The organism is Pseudomonas putida, assembly GCF_003228315.1.
In the GTDB taxonomy this organism is placed as follows: Bacteria; Pseudomonadota; Gammaproteobacteria; order Pseudomonadales; family Pseudomonadaceae; genus Aquipseudomonas; species Aquipseudomonas putida_S.
Map to the genome: position 1 here is coordinate 4,045,349 of NZ_CP029693.1, position 15,474 is coordinate 4,060,822.

A 15,474-nucleotide genomic window follows, 5' to 3' on the forward strand; every position below is an offset into this window, starting at 1 on the left:
TGGGCGGATGACTACCGATTTTTTGCAGGATGTTGCGGTTGCCGACCAGCGTTTGCGACTCGAGGGCCCCATCGCGAGCAGGCTCGCTCCTACATCGGATCGCGTTTCTCGCGGAACAACTCGGTCAACTGTAGGAGCGAGCCTGCTCGCGATGGCGGTCTTCCAGACAACAGAAGACTTACTTCTCAAACCCGCTGGAAGGGAACACATCGGTCCCGCGCCAACGCCGCACCGAACGCTGGAAGAACAAACTATTGGGCACCTGCACCATGGCGCTACCGGTACCGAGCTCTTCAGCCTCGATCAACGTGGTGTACAGCAGATTGATCGCCACCACCCGCCCTTTCACGCCAGGCTTGTCGGTGGTGTCCACCAGTTCGACCACATCGCCGAGACGGAACGGGCCAACGGTGAAGATCAGCACCGAGCACAGCAGGTTCGAGAGCACGCTCCACATGGCGAAAAACGCCACTGCAGCGACCGCGACAAAGCCGGAAAGCGCCGTCCACAGCACCGTGGCCGACACCCCGAGTCGTTCGAGCACGAAAATCAGCGCACTGCCCATGATCAGCCAGCGCAGGCCGCCACGCAGGGGCATGAGCAATTGCGGCGGAAACGGGTAGCGCTCGCCCAGGCGAGTCAGGACCTTGGCCACGAAACGCTGGGCCAGATAGCCGGCCAGCAGAATCAGCAGGATTTGCACGCCGAGCCAGATCGGCTCGACCCACATCGCTGGCAGCGGCAGTTTGAACGCCTCCATCAGGACAGCGACTCCAGCTCCGCCTGCATGCTTTCCAGCAGTTCCAGCGCTTCCATCCAGGCTTCTTCCAGCTCCGCTTCGCGCACCTTCAACTTGGCCTGTTCCGCCAGCAGGTCGCGCAACTCGTTCTTGCGCGCCGGCTCGTAGATGTCGCTGTCACCGAGGCTGGCATCGACTTTCGCCAGTTTCTCGTGGAGCTTGCCCAGTTCGGCCTCGAGCTTGTCAGCTTCGCGCTTGTGCGGTGCCAACTGCTGACGCAGGGCCGCCGCGGCCTGACGCTGGGCCTTCTTGTCGGTCTTGTCCGGGTTGACCGGCGTGTTGCTGACCGGCGCGTTGCGCTGACGGTAATCGACCAGCCAGCGGGTGTAGTCATCGAGGTCGCCATCGAACTCTTCGACCTTGCCGTCGGCCACCAGGAAGAAATTATCAGTGGTGCTCTTGAGCAGGTGACGGTCGTGGGAGACCACCAGTACCGCGCCGCTGAATTCCTGCAGGGCCATGGTCAGCGCCAGGCGCATTTCCAGGTCCAGGTGGTTGGTCGGTTCGTCGAGCAGCAACAGGTTCGGACGGTCCCAGGCGATCAACGCCAGGGCCAGACGCGCTTTCTCGCCACCGGAGAAATTCAGGACCGGCTCGTCGATGCGCGCGCCACGGAAGTCGAAGCCACCGAGGAAGTCGCGCAGGGTCTGTTCACGCTCGGTCGGCGCCAAACGCTGCAGGTGCAGCAACGGGCTAGCCTTGGAGTCCAGGGAGTCGAGCTGATGCTGAGCGAAGTAGCCAACGACCGTGTTCTCGCCACGGGTCATTCGGCCCGCCAGTGGCGACAGTTCGCCCGCGAGGTTCTTGATCAGGGTCGACTTGCCCGCGCCGTTCGGACCAAGCAAACCGATTCGCGCGCCGGGGGTGAGTTGCAGCTTGACCTTCTCCAGCACGGTCTTCTCGCCGTAGCCCAGGCGGGCATCGGACAGATCGATCAGCGGGCTGGAAATTTTCTGCGATTCGCGGAAGACAAAGTCGAACGGCGAATCGACGTGGGCGGCGGTCAGCTCTTCCATCCGCTCCAGCGCCTTGATCCGGCTCTGGGCCTGGCGGGCCTTGGTGGCCTGGGCCTTGAAGCGGGCGATGTAGCTTTCCATGTGCGCACGCTGCGCCTGCTGCTTCTCGTAGGCCTGTTGTTGCTGGGCCAGACGCTCGGCACGGGCACGTTCAAAGGCGCTGTAGCCACCGCGGTACAGGGTGATCTTGCGCTGATCGACGTGGGCCACGTGATCGACCACGGCATCGAGGAAATCCCGGTCGTGGGAGATCAGCATCAGGGTGCCGGGATAGCCTTTGAGCCACTCTTCGAGCCAGATGATGGCGTCGAGGTCCAAGTGGTTGGTCGGTTCGTCGAGCAGCAGCAGGTCCGAAGGGCACATCAGGGCCTGCGCCAGGTTCAGGCGCATCCGCCAGCCACCGGAGAAGTCGCCGACCTGGCGATCCATCTGCTCGTTGGTAAACCCAAGGCCGGCCAGCAACTTGCGCGCCCGGGCGTCGGCGGTATAGCCGTCGGCGCTGTCGAGTTCCGCGTGCAGGCGGGCCAGGGCAGCGCCGTCGTGGGCGGCTTCGGCTGCCGCCAGCTCGCGTTGCACCTCTCGCAGGCGCAGGTCGCCATCGAGCACGTAGTCGACCGCCAGGCGTTCGAGGGTGTCGACCTCCTGGCGCATGTGGGCGATACGCCAGTCGGCCGGCAGGAAGCAATCACCCGAATCCGGATGCAGTTCACCGCGAAGCAAGGCGAACAGGCTCGATTTGCCGGCGCCGTTGGCACCGATGAGGCCGGCTTTCTGGCCGGCGTGCAGGGTCAGCTCGGCGTCTTCTAGCAGACGTTGCGGACCACGCTGTAAAGTCAGGTTCTGAAGTCGAATCATAATGGCGGCGGAGTCTACCAGCTTCGCTCGCAACTGGCGCGAGTAGCACTATGTCCTCTGACCTGTGGAGCTTTTCCCTTTCCCTTTACGCCCGCCCGGGGGTTGAACAGGCCTGCCTGCAATTGCAGTCGACGGGGGTCAATGTGTGTCTGCTGCTATGTGCGGCATGGCTGGGCCAGCGAGGCGTCGGGTGCAATGAGCAACGCTTGCAGCAACTTCGCAGCGTGGTGAAGCCCTGGGACGCCGATGTGGTGCAGCCGTTGCGGGCATTGCGAACGCAATGGAAATCCGTTGCCACGAGCGATGAGGATCTGCGCGCGCTGCGCGAAAAAGTGAAGGCTCTGGAACTGGAGGCCGAACGGCATTTGATCGTGCGACTGGAGCAGTCGACGCAGGGCTGGCAGCAGGATGAGGCGAGCGATTTAACGCCCTGGCTTGAAGGCGTGGCGGCAGATGCCGCACACCTGGACCGCGACGCGCTGCATCAGCTGCGCGTCGCGGTAACCGGCACTTAGGAAGCGCTGGTTGGGGTGGTGGTAGCGCTCGACGGTGCCACTGGGGTTGGTGCAGTGGTGGCTGTCGAGGTGGTCACTGCTGGCGCGGTTGCGGCCGGAGCAGAAGGTGCTGGCGTCGCAGGCGTTGCTGGCTTGGCGGCAGCTGTCGGGGCCGGAGCCGGCTTGGTGGCAGCGACCGGTTTTTTCACCGCTGGTTTTGCTGCAGGTTTTGCGGCGGCAGGTTTCGCAGCTGGCTTGGCTGCAGGTTTCGCTGCGGCTGGCTTGGCAGCCGGTTTGGCAGCGGCGGGTTTTGCAGCAGCGGCTGGCTTGGCTGCTGGTTTTGCCGCAGCAGGTTTTGCCGCCGTGGCTGGCCTGGTTGCTGGTTTTGCAGCTGCGGTTTTCGCAGCAGGTTTAGCGGCCGGTTTTGCAGCTGGCTTGGCAGCAGTTTTAGCCGCGACAGGTTTTGCCGCAGGCTTGGCAGCCGGTTTCGCAGCAGCGGTTCTAGCGGCGGGTTTTGCAGCCGGTTTGGCGGCTGGTTTTGCAGCTGGCTTGGCCGCTGCAGTTTTCGCCACGGCGGGTTTCGCGGCAGCAGTGCGTGCAGCCGGTTTCGCAGCAGCGGTTCTGGCGGCTGGCTTGGCAGCCGGTTTGGCTGCAGCAGTACCGGCAGCGGGTTTGGCAGCGCTGGCAGCTACAGGTTTTTTCGCCGCTGGTTTAGCGGCAGGTTTTGCTGCGGCTTTCACCGGTGCTTTGGCAACCGGTTTGGCGGCAGGCTTGGCCGGTGCTTTTGCAGCAGCCGGTTTGGCAGCGGTTTTCTTGGCAGGAGTCGCCGCAGCAGATTTGGCCGCACGCAGGGTCAATGCCTTGCCAACAGCCTCTTGAACACGACCAACGCCCTGGGCCAGTTTCAGGCTTTCCTGAGCGTCACGCTTGAGTTGCAGGATGTAGCCGCGAGTGTCCGACTGACGCTCCTTGAGGGCATCGAGCAGGTCTTCGAGTTGGCTCACGGCATCCTTGGCCTTGGCTTGCGCCTTGGCCTTGCCGGCCGCTGCCGCGTCCTGCAATTTGGTGCGGGATTTGTGCAATTTTTCCTGAGCTTTGCCGCGTTGTTTTTCCAGCTTGGCGAGCAGTTTCTCAGCATCAGCCAAAGCTTCCGAACAGGCAGTTTCTAGGTGCTCGAGCAAGCTGCCCGACAGTTGTTGGAGAAGATGCAACGGAGTGTTTACTGGCTTCTTGGTGGCCGACATGGTTTACCTCCTGGCTGAAGTGAGTGCGGCTCATACTAGACCTCTGCTGCAACCGCCGCTAGGGCATGTTGACACTATCGAAAGCGTCCTGTTGCAAAGGAGTGAAAAACTTCTTCGCTTGCGCAAAAGCAGTTCACCGTTAAGCACATTCACACTGGCATAATCGCCCGCACTTCAGGTCGGAGAGTGCCCATGTCGCGCTACCTTTTTTTATCGCTGTGCGTGATTTTTTCCGTGGCTCAGGCCGCCGAAAAAAACCAGGAAAACGACGCTCACGATCTCGCTTACAGCCTCGGTGCGAGCCTCGGCGAACGCCTGCGCCAAGAGGTTCCCGATCTGCAACTCAAGGCTCTGGTCGAAGGGTTGCAGCAGGCCTATCAAGGCAAGCCACTGGCGTTGAAAGACGAGCAGATCGAACAGATTCTGTCCGAGCACGAAGCCCGGGTTGCGATGCAGACACCGGCACCGGAAAACCAGTTGGCGGTAGAAAATGAAAAGCGTTTTCTCGCCGAGGAAAAAGCCAAGCCCGGTGTTCGTGAACTGGCCGATGGAATACTGATGACGGAATTGACACCGGGCAACGGAACCAAGGCCGGACCGAACGGAAAAGTACAGGTGCTGTACATCGGACGCCTGCCTGACGGCACCGTGTTCGACCAGAACGATCAGCCGCAGTGGTTCAGTCTCGATAGCGTGATCAGTGGCTGGCGCAGTGCGTTGCAGCAAATGCCGGTCGGCGCGAAATGGCGCCTGGTGATTCCATCGGCGCAAGCCTATGGTGCCGACGGCGCGGGCGACCTGATCGCACCGTTCACGCCTCTGGTATTTGAAGTCGAATTGCGCGGCGCAGCCGGCTGATCGCACCAATGAAAAACGGTGCGCCATGGCGCACCGTTTTCGTGTCTTGCGGGAGGGAGGGTTCAGACCTGAACCGAGTCCGCTTCCTTGTGAGCGGTGTGCAGCACTTCGATCAGGCAGTCTTCCAGCTCGAAGCGTTCGTGCAACAGGCCGCCAAGCTCCTTGAATTTCTCCGCGACGCACTTGCCTTCATCACACAGGTCGTTGAACGCCAGGAGCTTCTCGGTGATGACATCGATGCGCGGATAGATCGTCTCGGCGAGTTCCAGGCCGCGCTTGTCGTTGAAGGCCTTGGCCTCCCCCGTCAGCTGTTCGTAGATTTCGAAGTGACCGGCCGATACGTAATCGACCAGCACGCCGCAGAACTCCTGCAAGGGTTTGCGGCTTTCACCCAGGGCCGCCGGCTCTGCGCCAAGCGTGTCATAGGCCCCGATCAGTTCTCGACGCTCCTGCAACCAGCGATCGATCAGCAGGTGCACTCCACCCCAGCGTTCCTGAGCATTCTGACAACTTTCGAGCATGGTGATCTCTCTTCCCTTGTGGGTCAGCTGCTCTATGCCCGTTCGCCTCTTGTCATGGGCGTTCGGGGCAGAGCGTCATCGAGCGACAAAATTCCAATGACACGTGCGGGCCAGATTATGCCCGCAGGACTGAGGCTTCAAGGTACGCAGGCGATAAAGTTCATACAAGTGTTTAATCTTTCAACAGGGCTTGTTGCGACGATTCGCCGCTGAGCGGTCGCCGCATGGCGATCCAGAGAAGGCGCAATAACTGATAGACACCCAGAATCGTCATTGCGACGAAGAACAGCAGGCTCCATTCGGGGATGCTCAGATCCAGCCATGTCCAGGTGCGCTGGGTGCAATCGAAAGTGCCTTTGAACATCTGCTGCACAATACAGAGCCATGATCCACTGTCGAACAGCTCCACCAGGTCTGAAGCGCAGGTCGCCAATTGATGCGCTGGATTGCCTTGCAACAGCACCTGCCGCCCTGCGGCGACCGTACCCGCCAGGCTGCAGAGAAGGCCGAGCAGCCAATAGAGAAAGGAGCCGAGTCGACCAGGGCCCTGCACTGCCGCTATCAGGCAGATGCAAGTCAGCAGCGCCAGGCAAATCCGTTGCAACAGGCACAAGCCACAAGGGTTGAGGCCGATGGAGTATTCCAGATAGTAGGACGTGCCCAGGACCAGGGCGCCCACCACGAAGACCGTGAAAAACAAGGAGCGTGTGCAGGCCAATGACATGGCTTTTCCGTAACAATTAGGACCGACGGCTACGGTAGAGGAAAGCGATCCGGCGTTTCAAGGCGGGTTGCTTGGGACACTTCAGCGCAGATGTAGGGAATTCCCAACACATGCCGAAGGATTAGGCGCAGCCCTTTGTAGGACTCTACTGAAGAGGCTGTAGGAAGGTAAAAGCATCGCGAATTTCGCCACTCACAACGGGAGATTACCTTGTAGCCGCTGGCGCAACCTGCGGCTACAAGGGGCCGGAGATCATGCGCGTGCGGGCACCGGTAACGGCGCCGCGAGCAAGCGCTCATCCAGCAATCCCAGACCTTCCTGGAACAGCTGGTTGCTGCGCTCGGTATCACCCATTTGCGCCAACAGCCGCGCCAGCTCGGCGCAGGCCTCCGGATTGCGCTCCATGCGCAGGCTGCTTTCCAGATAGTCACGGGCCTTGCCCCACAGGCTGCTTTGCAGGCACAGACGACCCAGGGTCAGCAGCAGACCGGAATCGGCGGGATGCTCCTTGAGCCAGCCTTCGGCAAGGTGCAATTGACGCGCCGGGTCGCTGCCGCGAACCAGCCCGTAAAGGCGCGCCAGGTGACTGTCATAGTTGCGCTTGAGCGCTGTGCGCAACACCTCTTCTGCCTCGACCTGCGCCCCCAGTTGCCGCAGTTGCTCGGCGTAGGCGAGCACCAGTTGCGGTTCCTGGCGTTGAGCAGACGTCAGTTGCTCCCATGCGCCCTTGAGCGATTGCAAGCCAACGGTTCCGTCCTCTTCCCGCTGCGCCGCCAGGGAAAGATTCTTGCCCCAGGCGCGACGCTCAAGCTCCGCGAGTTCGGCCGCTGGCAGGGCCTTGTCCTTGCGCAATTCCGGCAGCAGGCGAATCACCGCCGACCATTCGCCTCGCTGCTGATGCAAACGCTGCAACTGACGCAACACCTGTGCGTTATGCGGGTGCCGCTCACGCATGGCTTGCAGCGTCGCCAGCGCCCCTTCGGTATCACCACGATCGGTCTGCAATTGCGCATGACTCAAGGCAATGGCCAGCTCGGCCTGTGGCTGGCGCTCCAGCGCTCGCTCCAGCAGGTTGTCGCTTTCTTCGTAGTGCCCTTGTTCGTTCGCGGCGCGGGCAGCGCCGAGGTAATAAAGCAGCGGTTGGCGCTCGGCTTCCGCGGCCCGTTGCAAGTGACGCTGCGCACTGGCCCAACGACCTTCCGCCAGGTCCAGCTGGCCGTGTTCGATCGCCACCTGCACCCGACGACTGCGGTTGCGCCGCGACCAGGGATTGACCACACCGCCGGACGTCAGCACTAGCTCGATCAGTGCCTTGATGCCCCAGAACAGCAGCCACAGCACCGCCACCAGGGCCAGAGTCGCCCACAGGCTCGACTCGTAACGGAAGCTCTTGTAAGCGATCAGCACGTAACCGGAATGCTCGGCTATCGCCAACCCCAGCGCTGCCGAGGCGGCGATGACCAGAAACAGGATCACATACAGGCGCTTCATGGCGTGGCCTCCTGCGCGGTGCTCGCGGCAGGTTTGGTCAGCGGCTTGACCGAGTCCTCGGCGTTGATGTTGCGACGCTCCAGGTAACCCTGCACTGCGCTCAGCGTACCGGTCAGGTCAGGGGTGACCACGGTGACTGGCTGTTTGCTCAGTTCGGCCACCTGTTCAAGCATCACCTTGCTCTGCTGGTTGTCCGGATTGAAGTTGCCCTTGAGCACGTCACGCGCCTCGTCCAGCGCCTGGCTGTAAACCGCCGCCTGGCCATTGAGCGCGGCCCATTGCGCCTGTTCCAGTGCCAGGCTCAAGGCCAGGCGCACCTGGCTCAAACTCTGCCCGGCGAGCAGTGGTCGGACGTTTTTATCGGCGTTGAAATCGATACGGATATAGCGCGAAATCTGATCCCACCATTGCGCCCAGCGACTGGCGCCGTCACCGTCGGCGGTCAGGCCCAGCAGCGACTCGCCACGGTCCTTGTATTCGGGAGCCAGCTCGGTGAGGCCGGTCACCTGTTCGCGTAGCGCGCCCAGGCGCAGGAACAGCCCGGTGCGATCCGGCTGATCGGTGCTGCGCAGCGCCACCAGGGTCTTGGCCACCTGCTCGCGCGCGGCAAAGGAGCCCGGGTCGTTTTGCTCGCGAAGAATATCGTCGGCACCCTGCACCAGGGCCTGGGCGCTGCTGATGTCCTGCAACGCCGACAGGCGCAGGCTGGCCAGGCGCAGCAAGTGCTCGGCCTCGGCCAGGCGCCAATCCTTGCGGCTGGCACCGAGCACCGTTTCCAGGCGTTGATTGAGTCGTTGCTGATCGCCCTGCAACTGAATGACCAGGCGGCTGCGCTCTTCCAGCACGTCGGCAGCGGGCAGTTGCTCCAGACGCGCGCTCAGTCGCTGGTCATTGAGTTTCAGGCTTTGCGCTTCATCGCTCAAAGCCTGGACCTGACTCAATTGCTGTTGATTGGTCGCCTGCAAGTGGCGCACCTGCCAGACTCCCCAACCGCCCACCGCAACACCGGCAGCGCCCAGCAACAGGGCGACGATGGCGAGCCCGTTGCCTCGGCGCGGCTCTACGGCGGGTGGTGGCGTTTCAATCGGCGCATCAAGCACTGGCCGGACGTCTTCTTTAGGCAAGGCTGTTTCGCTCACGTATCCATCCTTTGCATTAGGAAACGGGTACGGGTTGCTCCCGTATCGCCGTCAGCAAGGCCGCGGCACTGGCGCCACGACAATCCACAACTGTCAGGGCACCGGCGGCACGTGCCAGCTCGGCAACCCTGGGACTTGGTACAAACAACGGCAACCGCGCCAACTGCGGCCAGGCGTCGCCAGCCAATTGATGCAGGTGCTCAAAACCCTGTCCACTGCTGACCACCAGCGCATTCAGGCGTTCCACCCGGATCCGCTCCGGCAGCGTCGCTGCCGGGTAGTGCGGCAGCTCGCGGCGGTACAGTTCCAGATAATCGACACTAGCACCTTGCTCGCGCAAGCGCTCTGCCAGCAGTTCGCGACCGCCTTCCCCACGCATGATCAGCACCCGTGGATCAGGCCCGGCGATGGCATCGCGCAGGTTCGGCAATTCAAGCAAGGCTTCGCTGTCATCGCCTTCCAGGGGATAGCTCACGTCCAGGCCGCGATCTTCCAGAATCCGCGCCGTCGCCGCGCCGACGCTGAACCATTTCACAGGCGGCGTCTGCGAGGAAAACCGGTTGAGCAGTTCGACACTGATTCGCGCGGCAGGCTTGCTGACCACGATCACCGCACAATAGCGACCGAGACCCTGGACCACGTCCCGCATTGTGTCAGAGGCAGGGATCGGCACGATGTCCAAAAGCGGCAAGCTGCTGCTGAAAATCCCCTGCTCCGCCAGGACTGCGCTCAGCGCCGCCGACTCATCCGCCGGACGCGTCAGCAGCAGGCGCCAGCCCGTCACTCGTAGCCCGCCTCGCCATAAACCGCTTTCAGTATGTCGGCGGCGCCCTGATTCAACAGGTCTTCGGCTACTTGCACGCCCAGGGCTTCAGCATCGCCACGGGGTGCACGCGCTTGGGCACTGAGCAGCAGACCACCACTCGGATCGCCCACCAGCCCGCGCAACCAGACCTGCTCGCCTTCCAGCACGGCGTAGCAGGCGATCGGCACCTGGCAGCCGCCATTGAGGTGTTTGTTGAGCGCGCGTTCGGCAGTGACGCGGGTCGCGGTGTCCTGGTGATGCAGCGGTGCGAGCAAGGCGTGGATTTCGCTGTCGGCGCTGCGGCACTCGATGCCTACCGCGCCCTGGCCACCGGCCGGCAGGCTGTCGTCGACACTGATGGCCGAGGTGATGCGATCCTCGAAACCCAAGCGGATCAAACCGGCGGACGCCAGGATGATCGCGTCGTACTCGCCTGCATCCAGCTTGGCCAGGCGGGTGTTGACGTTACCGCGCAGGAAGCGGATTTCCAGGTCCGGGCGACGGGTCAGCAGCTGAGCCTGGCGACGCAGGCTCGAAGTGCCGACGATGCTGCCTGGCGGCAACGCATCGAGACTGGAATAGGTATTGGAGACAAAGGCGTCACGCGGGTCTTCGCGCTCGCAGATACAGAACAGGCCCAGGCCTTGGGGGAAGTCCATCGGCACGTCCTTCATGGAGTGCACGGCGATGTCGGCTTCGTTTTCCAGCAGCGCGGTTTCCAGCTCCTTGACGAACAGGCCCTTGCCGCCGATTTTCGACAACGGCGAGTCGAGCAGCTTGTCGCCGCGACTGACCATCGGAACCAGGGTCACGAGCAGGCCCGGATGGGCCTCTTCCAGGCGGGCTTTGACGTATTCGGCCTGCCACAGGGCTAGAGCGCTTTTACGGGTGGCGATGCGGATTTGGCGAGTGGACATGGATCAATCCGTACTGAATAGATACGGCGGATGATAACAGCTCAGCCAAATCCACTTTGACTTGTATCAGAAACTACTCGGCCTCCCTGGCCCCGGATGTCCGGAAATCGGGTGTGGGATCTACATGCAAGCCGCGAATCAAAGCTGCTGCATCATTTTCCGCACGCCAGCCACATGACGCCGGCTGACGATCAGTGCATCGCCGTTCAAGCCTTTCAGGAACAGCTGAAAATGCCCCAGCGGTGTGCGCTGCAAGCGTTCAATGCGGTCGCGGGCGACCAGGGCGTTTCGGTGTATGCGCACGAAACGCTCGCCGAACTCGTCCTCAAGGGCCTTGAGCGGCTCATCCAGCAGCACTTCGCCCGCTTCATGGCGCAAGGTCACGTATTTGTGATCGGCGATGAAGTAGACCACCTGATCGATGGGAATCAGTTCGATCCCCTTGCGGGTGCGCGCACTGATATGGCTGCGAGGACCGCTGCCACTTTCGGCCGCCGGCCGGGTCAGGGCGGAGAGTTGCATGCGATTGGGGCGTTCGGCTTTTTTTAACGCGTCGTTTAACTGTTCAGTTCTCACCGGTTTCACCAGATAGCCTACGGCGCTGGCCCGTAAGGCTCCCTCGGAATATTCATCGGCTCCTGCGCAGAACACCACGGCGGGCGGGGTTTCGCGTTCGCACAATCGTGCAGCCACCTGCAGGCCATCGAGGCCGGGCATGCGGATATCGAGCAACACGATATCCGGCTTGTGGCTGTCGATCAGTGCCAACGCTTCTTCGCCGTTCGTGGCGCTGGGCTCCAGGACACTGTATCCCTCGAGTTCGCCAACCATTCGGCTCAGGCGCTCGCGGGCAATAGGGTCGTCATCAACGATCAGGACATTCATATTGCGCTGGATTCCTGCGTGAGTCTCGCACAAGGATAGCGTAGACAGGTGAAGTGACGTCCGTCACCGCGATCCACGCTAAGACTAGCGCGAGCGTCAAAAAGTGCCGCTCGTCCGGCAGCAAAATTTTCAAATGCCGGGCAATTGACGGTCCAGGCCCGATTTGGCGACGGATCGCCATAGGGTTTGCTGTTACGCAATATGAACACCCCCTCTTCTTATAGTCAGCGTATGCACCGAGAAGTGCGCTGATCCTACTGTCCAACTGTAGACGGTTGCCGGGACGATATTGCTCAATCGGAAAATATCGTTGTTCTGAAGGGAAAACTTGTAGGAGCGAGCCTGCTCGCGATGGACGTTAACGATGACGCGGGCTTACTGGATACACGCGCCGCTCTCGAGTTCATCGCGAGCAGGCTCGCTCCTACAGGTTCGGGGGAGCAGTGAAAACCAGTCGACCAGCGTCTGCGACAGCCCCGGCAACCCTGTTATTATCCGCCGCAGCTTTAACGCCATCTTTTTCCAGCCGATACGAGCGAATTCATGAGCACTGACAAGACCAATCAGTCCTGGGGCGGCCGCTTCAGTGAACCCGTCGACGCCTTCGTCGCCCGCTTCACCGCCTCCGTCACCTTCGACCAGCGCCTGTATCGCCACGACATCATGGGTTCGATAGCCCACGCCACCATGCTGGCCAAGGTCGGCGTGCTGACCGATGCCGAGCGCGACAGCATCATCGACGGCCTGAAGACCATCCAGGGTGAAATCGAGGCCGGCCAGTTCGACTGGCGCATCGACCTGGAAGACGTGCACATGAACATCGAGGCGCGTCTGACCGACCGCATCGGCGTCACCGGTAAAAAACTGCACACCGGTCGCAGCCGTAACGACCAGGTCGCCACCGACATCCGCCTGTGGCTGCGTGACGAGATCGACCTGATCCTGGGCGAAATCACCCGCCTGCAAAAAGGCTTGCTGGAACAGGCCGAGCGCGAAGCCGGCAGTATCATGCCGGGCTTCACTCACCTGCAAACCGCGCAGCCGGTGACCTTCGGGCACCACATGCTGGCCTGGTTCGAAATGCTCAGCCGCGACTACGAGCGCCTCGTCGACTGCCGCAAGCGCACCAACCGCATGCCGCTGGGCAGCGCCGCGCTGGCCGGCACCACCTACCCGATCGACCGCGAATACACCGCGCAACTGCTGGGTTTCGAAGCCGTTGGCGGCAACTCCCTGGACAACGTCTCCGATCGCGACTTCGCCATTGAATTCTGCTCCGCCGCGAGCATCGCGATGATGCACCTGTCGCGCTTCTCCGAAGAGCTGGTGCTGTGGACCAGCGCGCAGTTCCAGTTCATCGATCTGCCAGACCGTTTCTGCACCGGCAGTTCGATCATGCCGCAAAAGAAAAACCCGGACGTGCCAGAGCTGGTACGTGGCAAAACCGGTCGTGTATTCGGCGCGGTGATGGGCCTGTTGACCCTGATGAAGGGCCAGCCGCTGGCCTACAACAAGGACAACCAGGAAGACAAGGAACCGCTGTTCGACGCCGCCGACACCCTGCGCGACTCGCTGCGCGCCTTTGCCGACATGATCCCGGCGATCAAGCCCAAGCACGCCATCATGCGCGAAGCGGCCCTGCGCGGCTTCTCAACTGCCACCGACCTGGCCGACTACCTCGTACGTCGCGGCCTGCCGTTCCGTGATTGCCACGAAATCGTGGGCCATGCGGTGAAGTACGGTGTGGAAAGCGGCAAGGACCTGGCGGAAATGAGCCTCGAAGAGCTGCGCAAGTTCAGCGACCAGATCGATCAGGACGTGTTTGCCGTGCTGACCCTGGAAGGTTCGGTCAATGCCCGTGACCACATTGGCGGCACTGCACCGGCTCAGGTGAAAGCTGCAGTGGTACGCGGTCAGACGCTGCTCGCCAGCCGCTAAAAGCATCGCGGGCAAGCCTTGCTCCCACGGGTTGCGTCGATTTTGAAATCAACGCTGACCTGTGGGAGCAAGGCTTGCCCGCGATGACATCCGCAAGAACGCTACAAAACCTACTTCTTGCCAGCGACCATCGCCATGAACGCCGGCATCGCCGCTTCCTTGTCCGCCGCGATCCGCTGAACGTTCGGATTCTGCTCCAGACGCTCCAGCAGCGACCGCGCACCCGGCAGCTCAGCCAACAGATCAATGCCAAACAACTTCTTCGCCACTCCATAGGCCAGCGGCACGCTGTACAGGAAATACAGGTCCGCCACGCTCAAGCTGTCACCCGCCACATAAGGGCTGAACTTGCCATGTCGCGCCAGGGATGCAAAGCCCAGCAGCAACTCGGCCTTGGTCTTCTCCTTGATGGCATCCGGCACTGTCGAACCGAAAAACGCTTCGGGATAGCAGGCGCGCGCGGGCAGTTCGATGTACAGCTCGATTTCCTTGGCCAGCGCCAGCACCTGTGAGCGCTCGAACGCATCGTTGGGCAGCAGCGGCGTGCCTTTCTGGGTCTGCTCGATGTAGTCCAGGATCACCATGGTTTCATTGATGAATCCCTTCGCGGTTTTCAACACCGGGACTTTCCCGCGAGGACTGATGGCCAACGCCTCGGGGGTTTGGCCGCCGTAGAACGGCACTTCTTCGAAGGGCAGTCCTTTTTCCAACAGTGCCAGCTTGACCATGTTGTAGTAGTTGCTGACGGAGAAACCATAAAGCTGAATCATCACAAAGCCTCCAGGCCGTGCGGGGTGGGCAGTGCCTGTTTATAGAACGCTCGAGGCTTTCTTGCCAGCAGCATCACGGCCTTGAATGCAGGTAAACTGGCCACCTTTCCTTGAGGAGCCTGCCATGAGCGAGCCAACCCCCGGCAACAACCAGGACGACATCGACGACGAAGAGTTCGCCGAAAACACGCTGATCGAAGCCATCGAGAACCAGATCGAAAGCGACAACCCTCCGGCAGCCAAGGCAACGTTCAACAAGCTGACACTGGTCGGTTACGAGCGCGAGGAAATCCTCAACCTGATGGCCCACGTTTTGGCGATAGAAATCGACGCAATCCTCGAAGAAGACCGCGCGTTCAACACCGAATGGTATGAAGCCGCGTTGCGCGCATTACCCGAGCTGCCACCCGAGAAGAAATAAGCCACCCCCCTTCTCCTGTAGGAGCGAGCCCGCTCGCGATTAACCCGAGAGCGCTGCGGGGCATCAGGCTGCAGCGTCATCGTTGACGACCATCGCGAGCAGGCTCACTCCTACCGAGAGAAAAAAGGCTGCTGCGAGCACTGGACATGCCGCACAAGCGGGTTCACCTTAAGGGCGCTGTTTTCTAATTCCTAGAAAGTCTGGAGTCCTTATGTCGCTTACCCCTGAGTTGGTTGCCGAACTGGAAATCCTCGCACTCTTCAACCTGGACAGCTCCCAGGAAGGTTTGAAAATTCATCAGTCCGCTGCCCCGCAAGCCATCGCCGCAGCCAAACGCTTATATGAAAAGGATCTGATCGACCAGCCTGATGGCGGCTACCTCACCAGCCTGGGCCGTGACGCCGCACAAGGTGTGCAAACCGTGCTCACCATTCTGAAAGCCGAAGAAACAGCCTGAATTCCATCGCATCGCCCACGGAAACCCCACCACGGGGATATCCGTGGGCCTGTTCATCTGACTGACCTTTTCCAACGTTATAAATCTGACGCCAAAAAAACAAAATCAGCTTAATTGTCCCCGGGCCGAGGCGCTAAACT

The 15,474-nt window shown here is 61.4% G+C and carries 16 protein-coding genes; 5 read left to right on the forward strand and 11 right to left on the reverse strand.

What is annotated here, in order from left to right:
* Nucleotides 1-178: 178 nt before the first annotated feature.
* Together DKY63_RS18920 and DKY63_RS18925 are read right to left on the reverse strand one after the other, a co-directional pair.
* Nucleotides 179-760 carry a mechanosensitive ion channel family protein gene (locus tag DKY63_RS18920; protein WP_110965475.1) on the reverse strand — a complete coding sequence of 194 codons (582 nt, stop codon included), beginning with the start codon at nt 758-760 and terminating at the stop codon, nt 179-181.
* Entirely contained in the window at nt 760-2,670 is a 1,911-nt protein-coding gene (locus tag DKY63_RS18925; RefSeq protein WP_110965476.1) for an ATP-binding cassette domain-containing protein, read from the reverse strand. Before DKY63_RS18925 ends, DKY63_RS18920 begins: the two co-directional genes overlap by 1 nt.
* Nucleotides 2,671-2,720: 50 nt before the next feature.
* On the opposite strand from DKY63_RS18925, the gene DKY63_RS18930 reads away from it, so the two are divergent.
* On the forward strand, nt 2,721-3,185 hold the full coding sequence (locus DKY63_RS18930) for a TIGR02444 family protein (RefSeq protein ID WP_110965477.1): 465 nt from the start codon (nt 2,721-2,723) through the stop codon (nt 3,183-3,185).
* On the opposite strand, the gene DKY63_RS18935 is transcribed toward DKY63_RS18930, so the two are convergent.
* Nucleotides 3,182-4,408, reverse strand: a complete 1,227-nt coding sequence (locus DKY63_RS18935) for an AlgP family protein (protein WP_110965478.1) — start codon at nt 4,406-4,408, stop codon at nt 3,182-3,184. The genes DKY63_RS18930 and DKY63_RS18935 overlap by 4 nt on opposite strands.
* 192 nt (nt 4,409-4,600) lie before the next feature.
* Here DKY63_RS18935 and DKY63_RS18940 point away from each other — a divergent pair, with 192 nt between their 5' ends.
* Nucleotides 4,601-5,266, forward strand: coding sequence for an FKBP-type peptidyl-prolyl cis-trans isomerase (locus DKY63_RS18940; protein WP_110965479.1), 666 nt, complete (start codon nt 4,601-4,603; stop codon nt 5,264-5,266).
* Nucleotides 5,267-5,328: 62 nt separating this feature from the next.
* Here DKY63_RS18940 and rsd read toward each other — a convergent pair whose 3' ends face one another.
* From rsd to DKY63_RS18975, 7 genes are all read right to left on the reverse strand, one after another.
* Nucleotides 5,329-5,787 carry a sigma D regulator gene (gene rsd, locus DKY63_RS18945; protein WP_110965480.1) on the reverse strand — a complete coding sequence of 153 codons (459 nt, stop codon included), beginning with the start codon at nt 5,785-5,787 and terminating at the stop codon, nt 5,329-5,331.
* Nucleotides 5,788-5,959: 172 nt separating this feature from the next.
* Nucleotides 5,960-6,511, reverse strand: coding sequence for a disulfide bond formation protein B (locus tag DKY63_RS18950; RefSeq protein ID WP_110965481.1), 552 nt, complete (start codon nt 6,509-6,511; stop codon nt 5,960-5,962).
* A 252-nt stretch (nt 6,512-6,763) separates the two neighbouring features.
* Nucleotides 6,764-8,002 (reverse strand): heme biosynthesis protein HemY, encoded by a 1,239-nt coding sequence (locus DKY63_RS18955; protein ID WP_110965482.1) that lies wholly within the window; start codon nt 8,000-8,002, stop codon nt 6,764-6,766.
* Complete coding sequence (locus tag DKY63_RS18960; protein WP_110965483.1) at nt 7,999-9,141, reverse strand: uroporphyrinogen-III C-methyltransferase; 1,143 nt, start codon at nt 9,139-9,141, stop codon at nt 7,999-8,001. Before DKY63_RS18960 ends, DKY63_RS18955 begins: the two co-directional genes overlap by 4 nt.
* A 16-nt stretch (nt 9,142-9,157) precedes the next feature.
* Nucleotides 9,158-9,925 (reverse strand): uroporphyrinogen-III synthase, encoded by a 768-nt coding sequence (locus tag DKY63_RS18965; RefSeq protein ID WP_110965484.1) that lies wholly within the window; start codon nt 9,923-9,925, stop codon nt 9,158-9,160.
* Nucleotides 9,922-10,863 carry a hydroxymethylbilane synthase gene (gene hemC, locus DKY63_RS18970; protein ID WP_110965485.1) on the reverse strand — a complete coding sequence of 314 codons (942 nt, stop codon included), beginning with the start codon at nt 10,861-10,863 and terminating at the stop codon, nt 9,922-9,924. Before hemC ends, DKY63_RS18965 begins: the two co-directional genes overlap by 4 nt.
* A gap of 138 nt (nt 10,864-11,001) precedes the next feature.
* Nucleotides 11,002-11,748, reverse strand: coding sequence for a LytR/AlgR family response regulator transcription factor (locus DKY63_RS18975; RefSeq protein ID WP_110965486.1), 747 nt, complete (start codon nt 11,746-11,748; stop codon nt 11,002-11,004).
* 543 nt (nt 11,749-12,291) lie between these two features.
* Here DKY63_RS18975 and argH point away from each other — a divergent pair.
* Complete coding sequence (gene argH, locus DKY63_RS18980) at nt 12,292-13,686, forward strand: argininosuccinate lyase (protein ID WP_110965487.1); 1,395 nt, start codon at nt 12,292-12,294, stop codon at nt 13,684-13,686.
* Between the two features lie 110 nt (nt 13,687-13,796).
* On the opposite strand, the gene DKY63_RS18985 is transcribed toward argH, so the two are convergent.
* Entirely contained in the window at nt 13,797-14,456 is a 660-nt protein-coding gene (locus DKY63_RS18985; RefSeq protein ID WP_110965488.1) for a glutathione S-transferase, read from the reverse strand.
* A 124-nt stretch (nt 14,457-14,580) separates the two neighbouring features.
* Between DKY63_RS18985 and DKY63_RS18990 the strand changes: the two genes are divergently transcribed.
* Together DKY63_RS18990 and DKY63_RS18995 are read left to right on the forward strand one after the other, a co-directional pair.
* Nucleotides 14,581-14,877, forward strand: coding sequence for a hypothetical protein (locus tag DKY63_RS18990; protein ID WP_110965489.1), 297 nt, complete (start codon nt 14,581-14,583; stop codon nt 14,875-14,877).
* A gap of 211 nt (nt 14,878-15,088) precedes the next feature.
* Complete coding sequence (locus tag DKY63_RS18995) at nt 15,089-15,334, forward strand: TIGR02647 family protein (RefSeq protein ID WP_110965490.1); 246 nt, start codon at nt 15,089-15,091, stop codon at nt 15,332-15,334.
* The last annotated feature ends 140 nt before the right edge of the window (nt 15,335-15,474 follow it).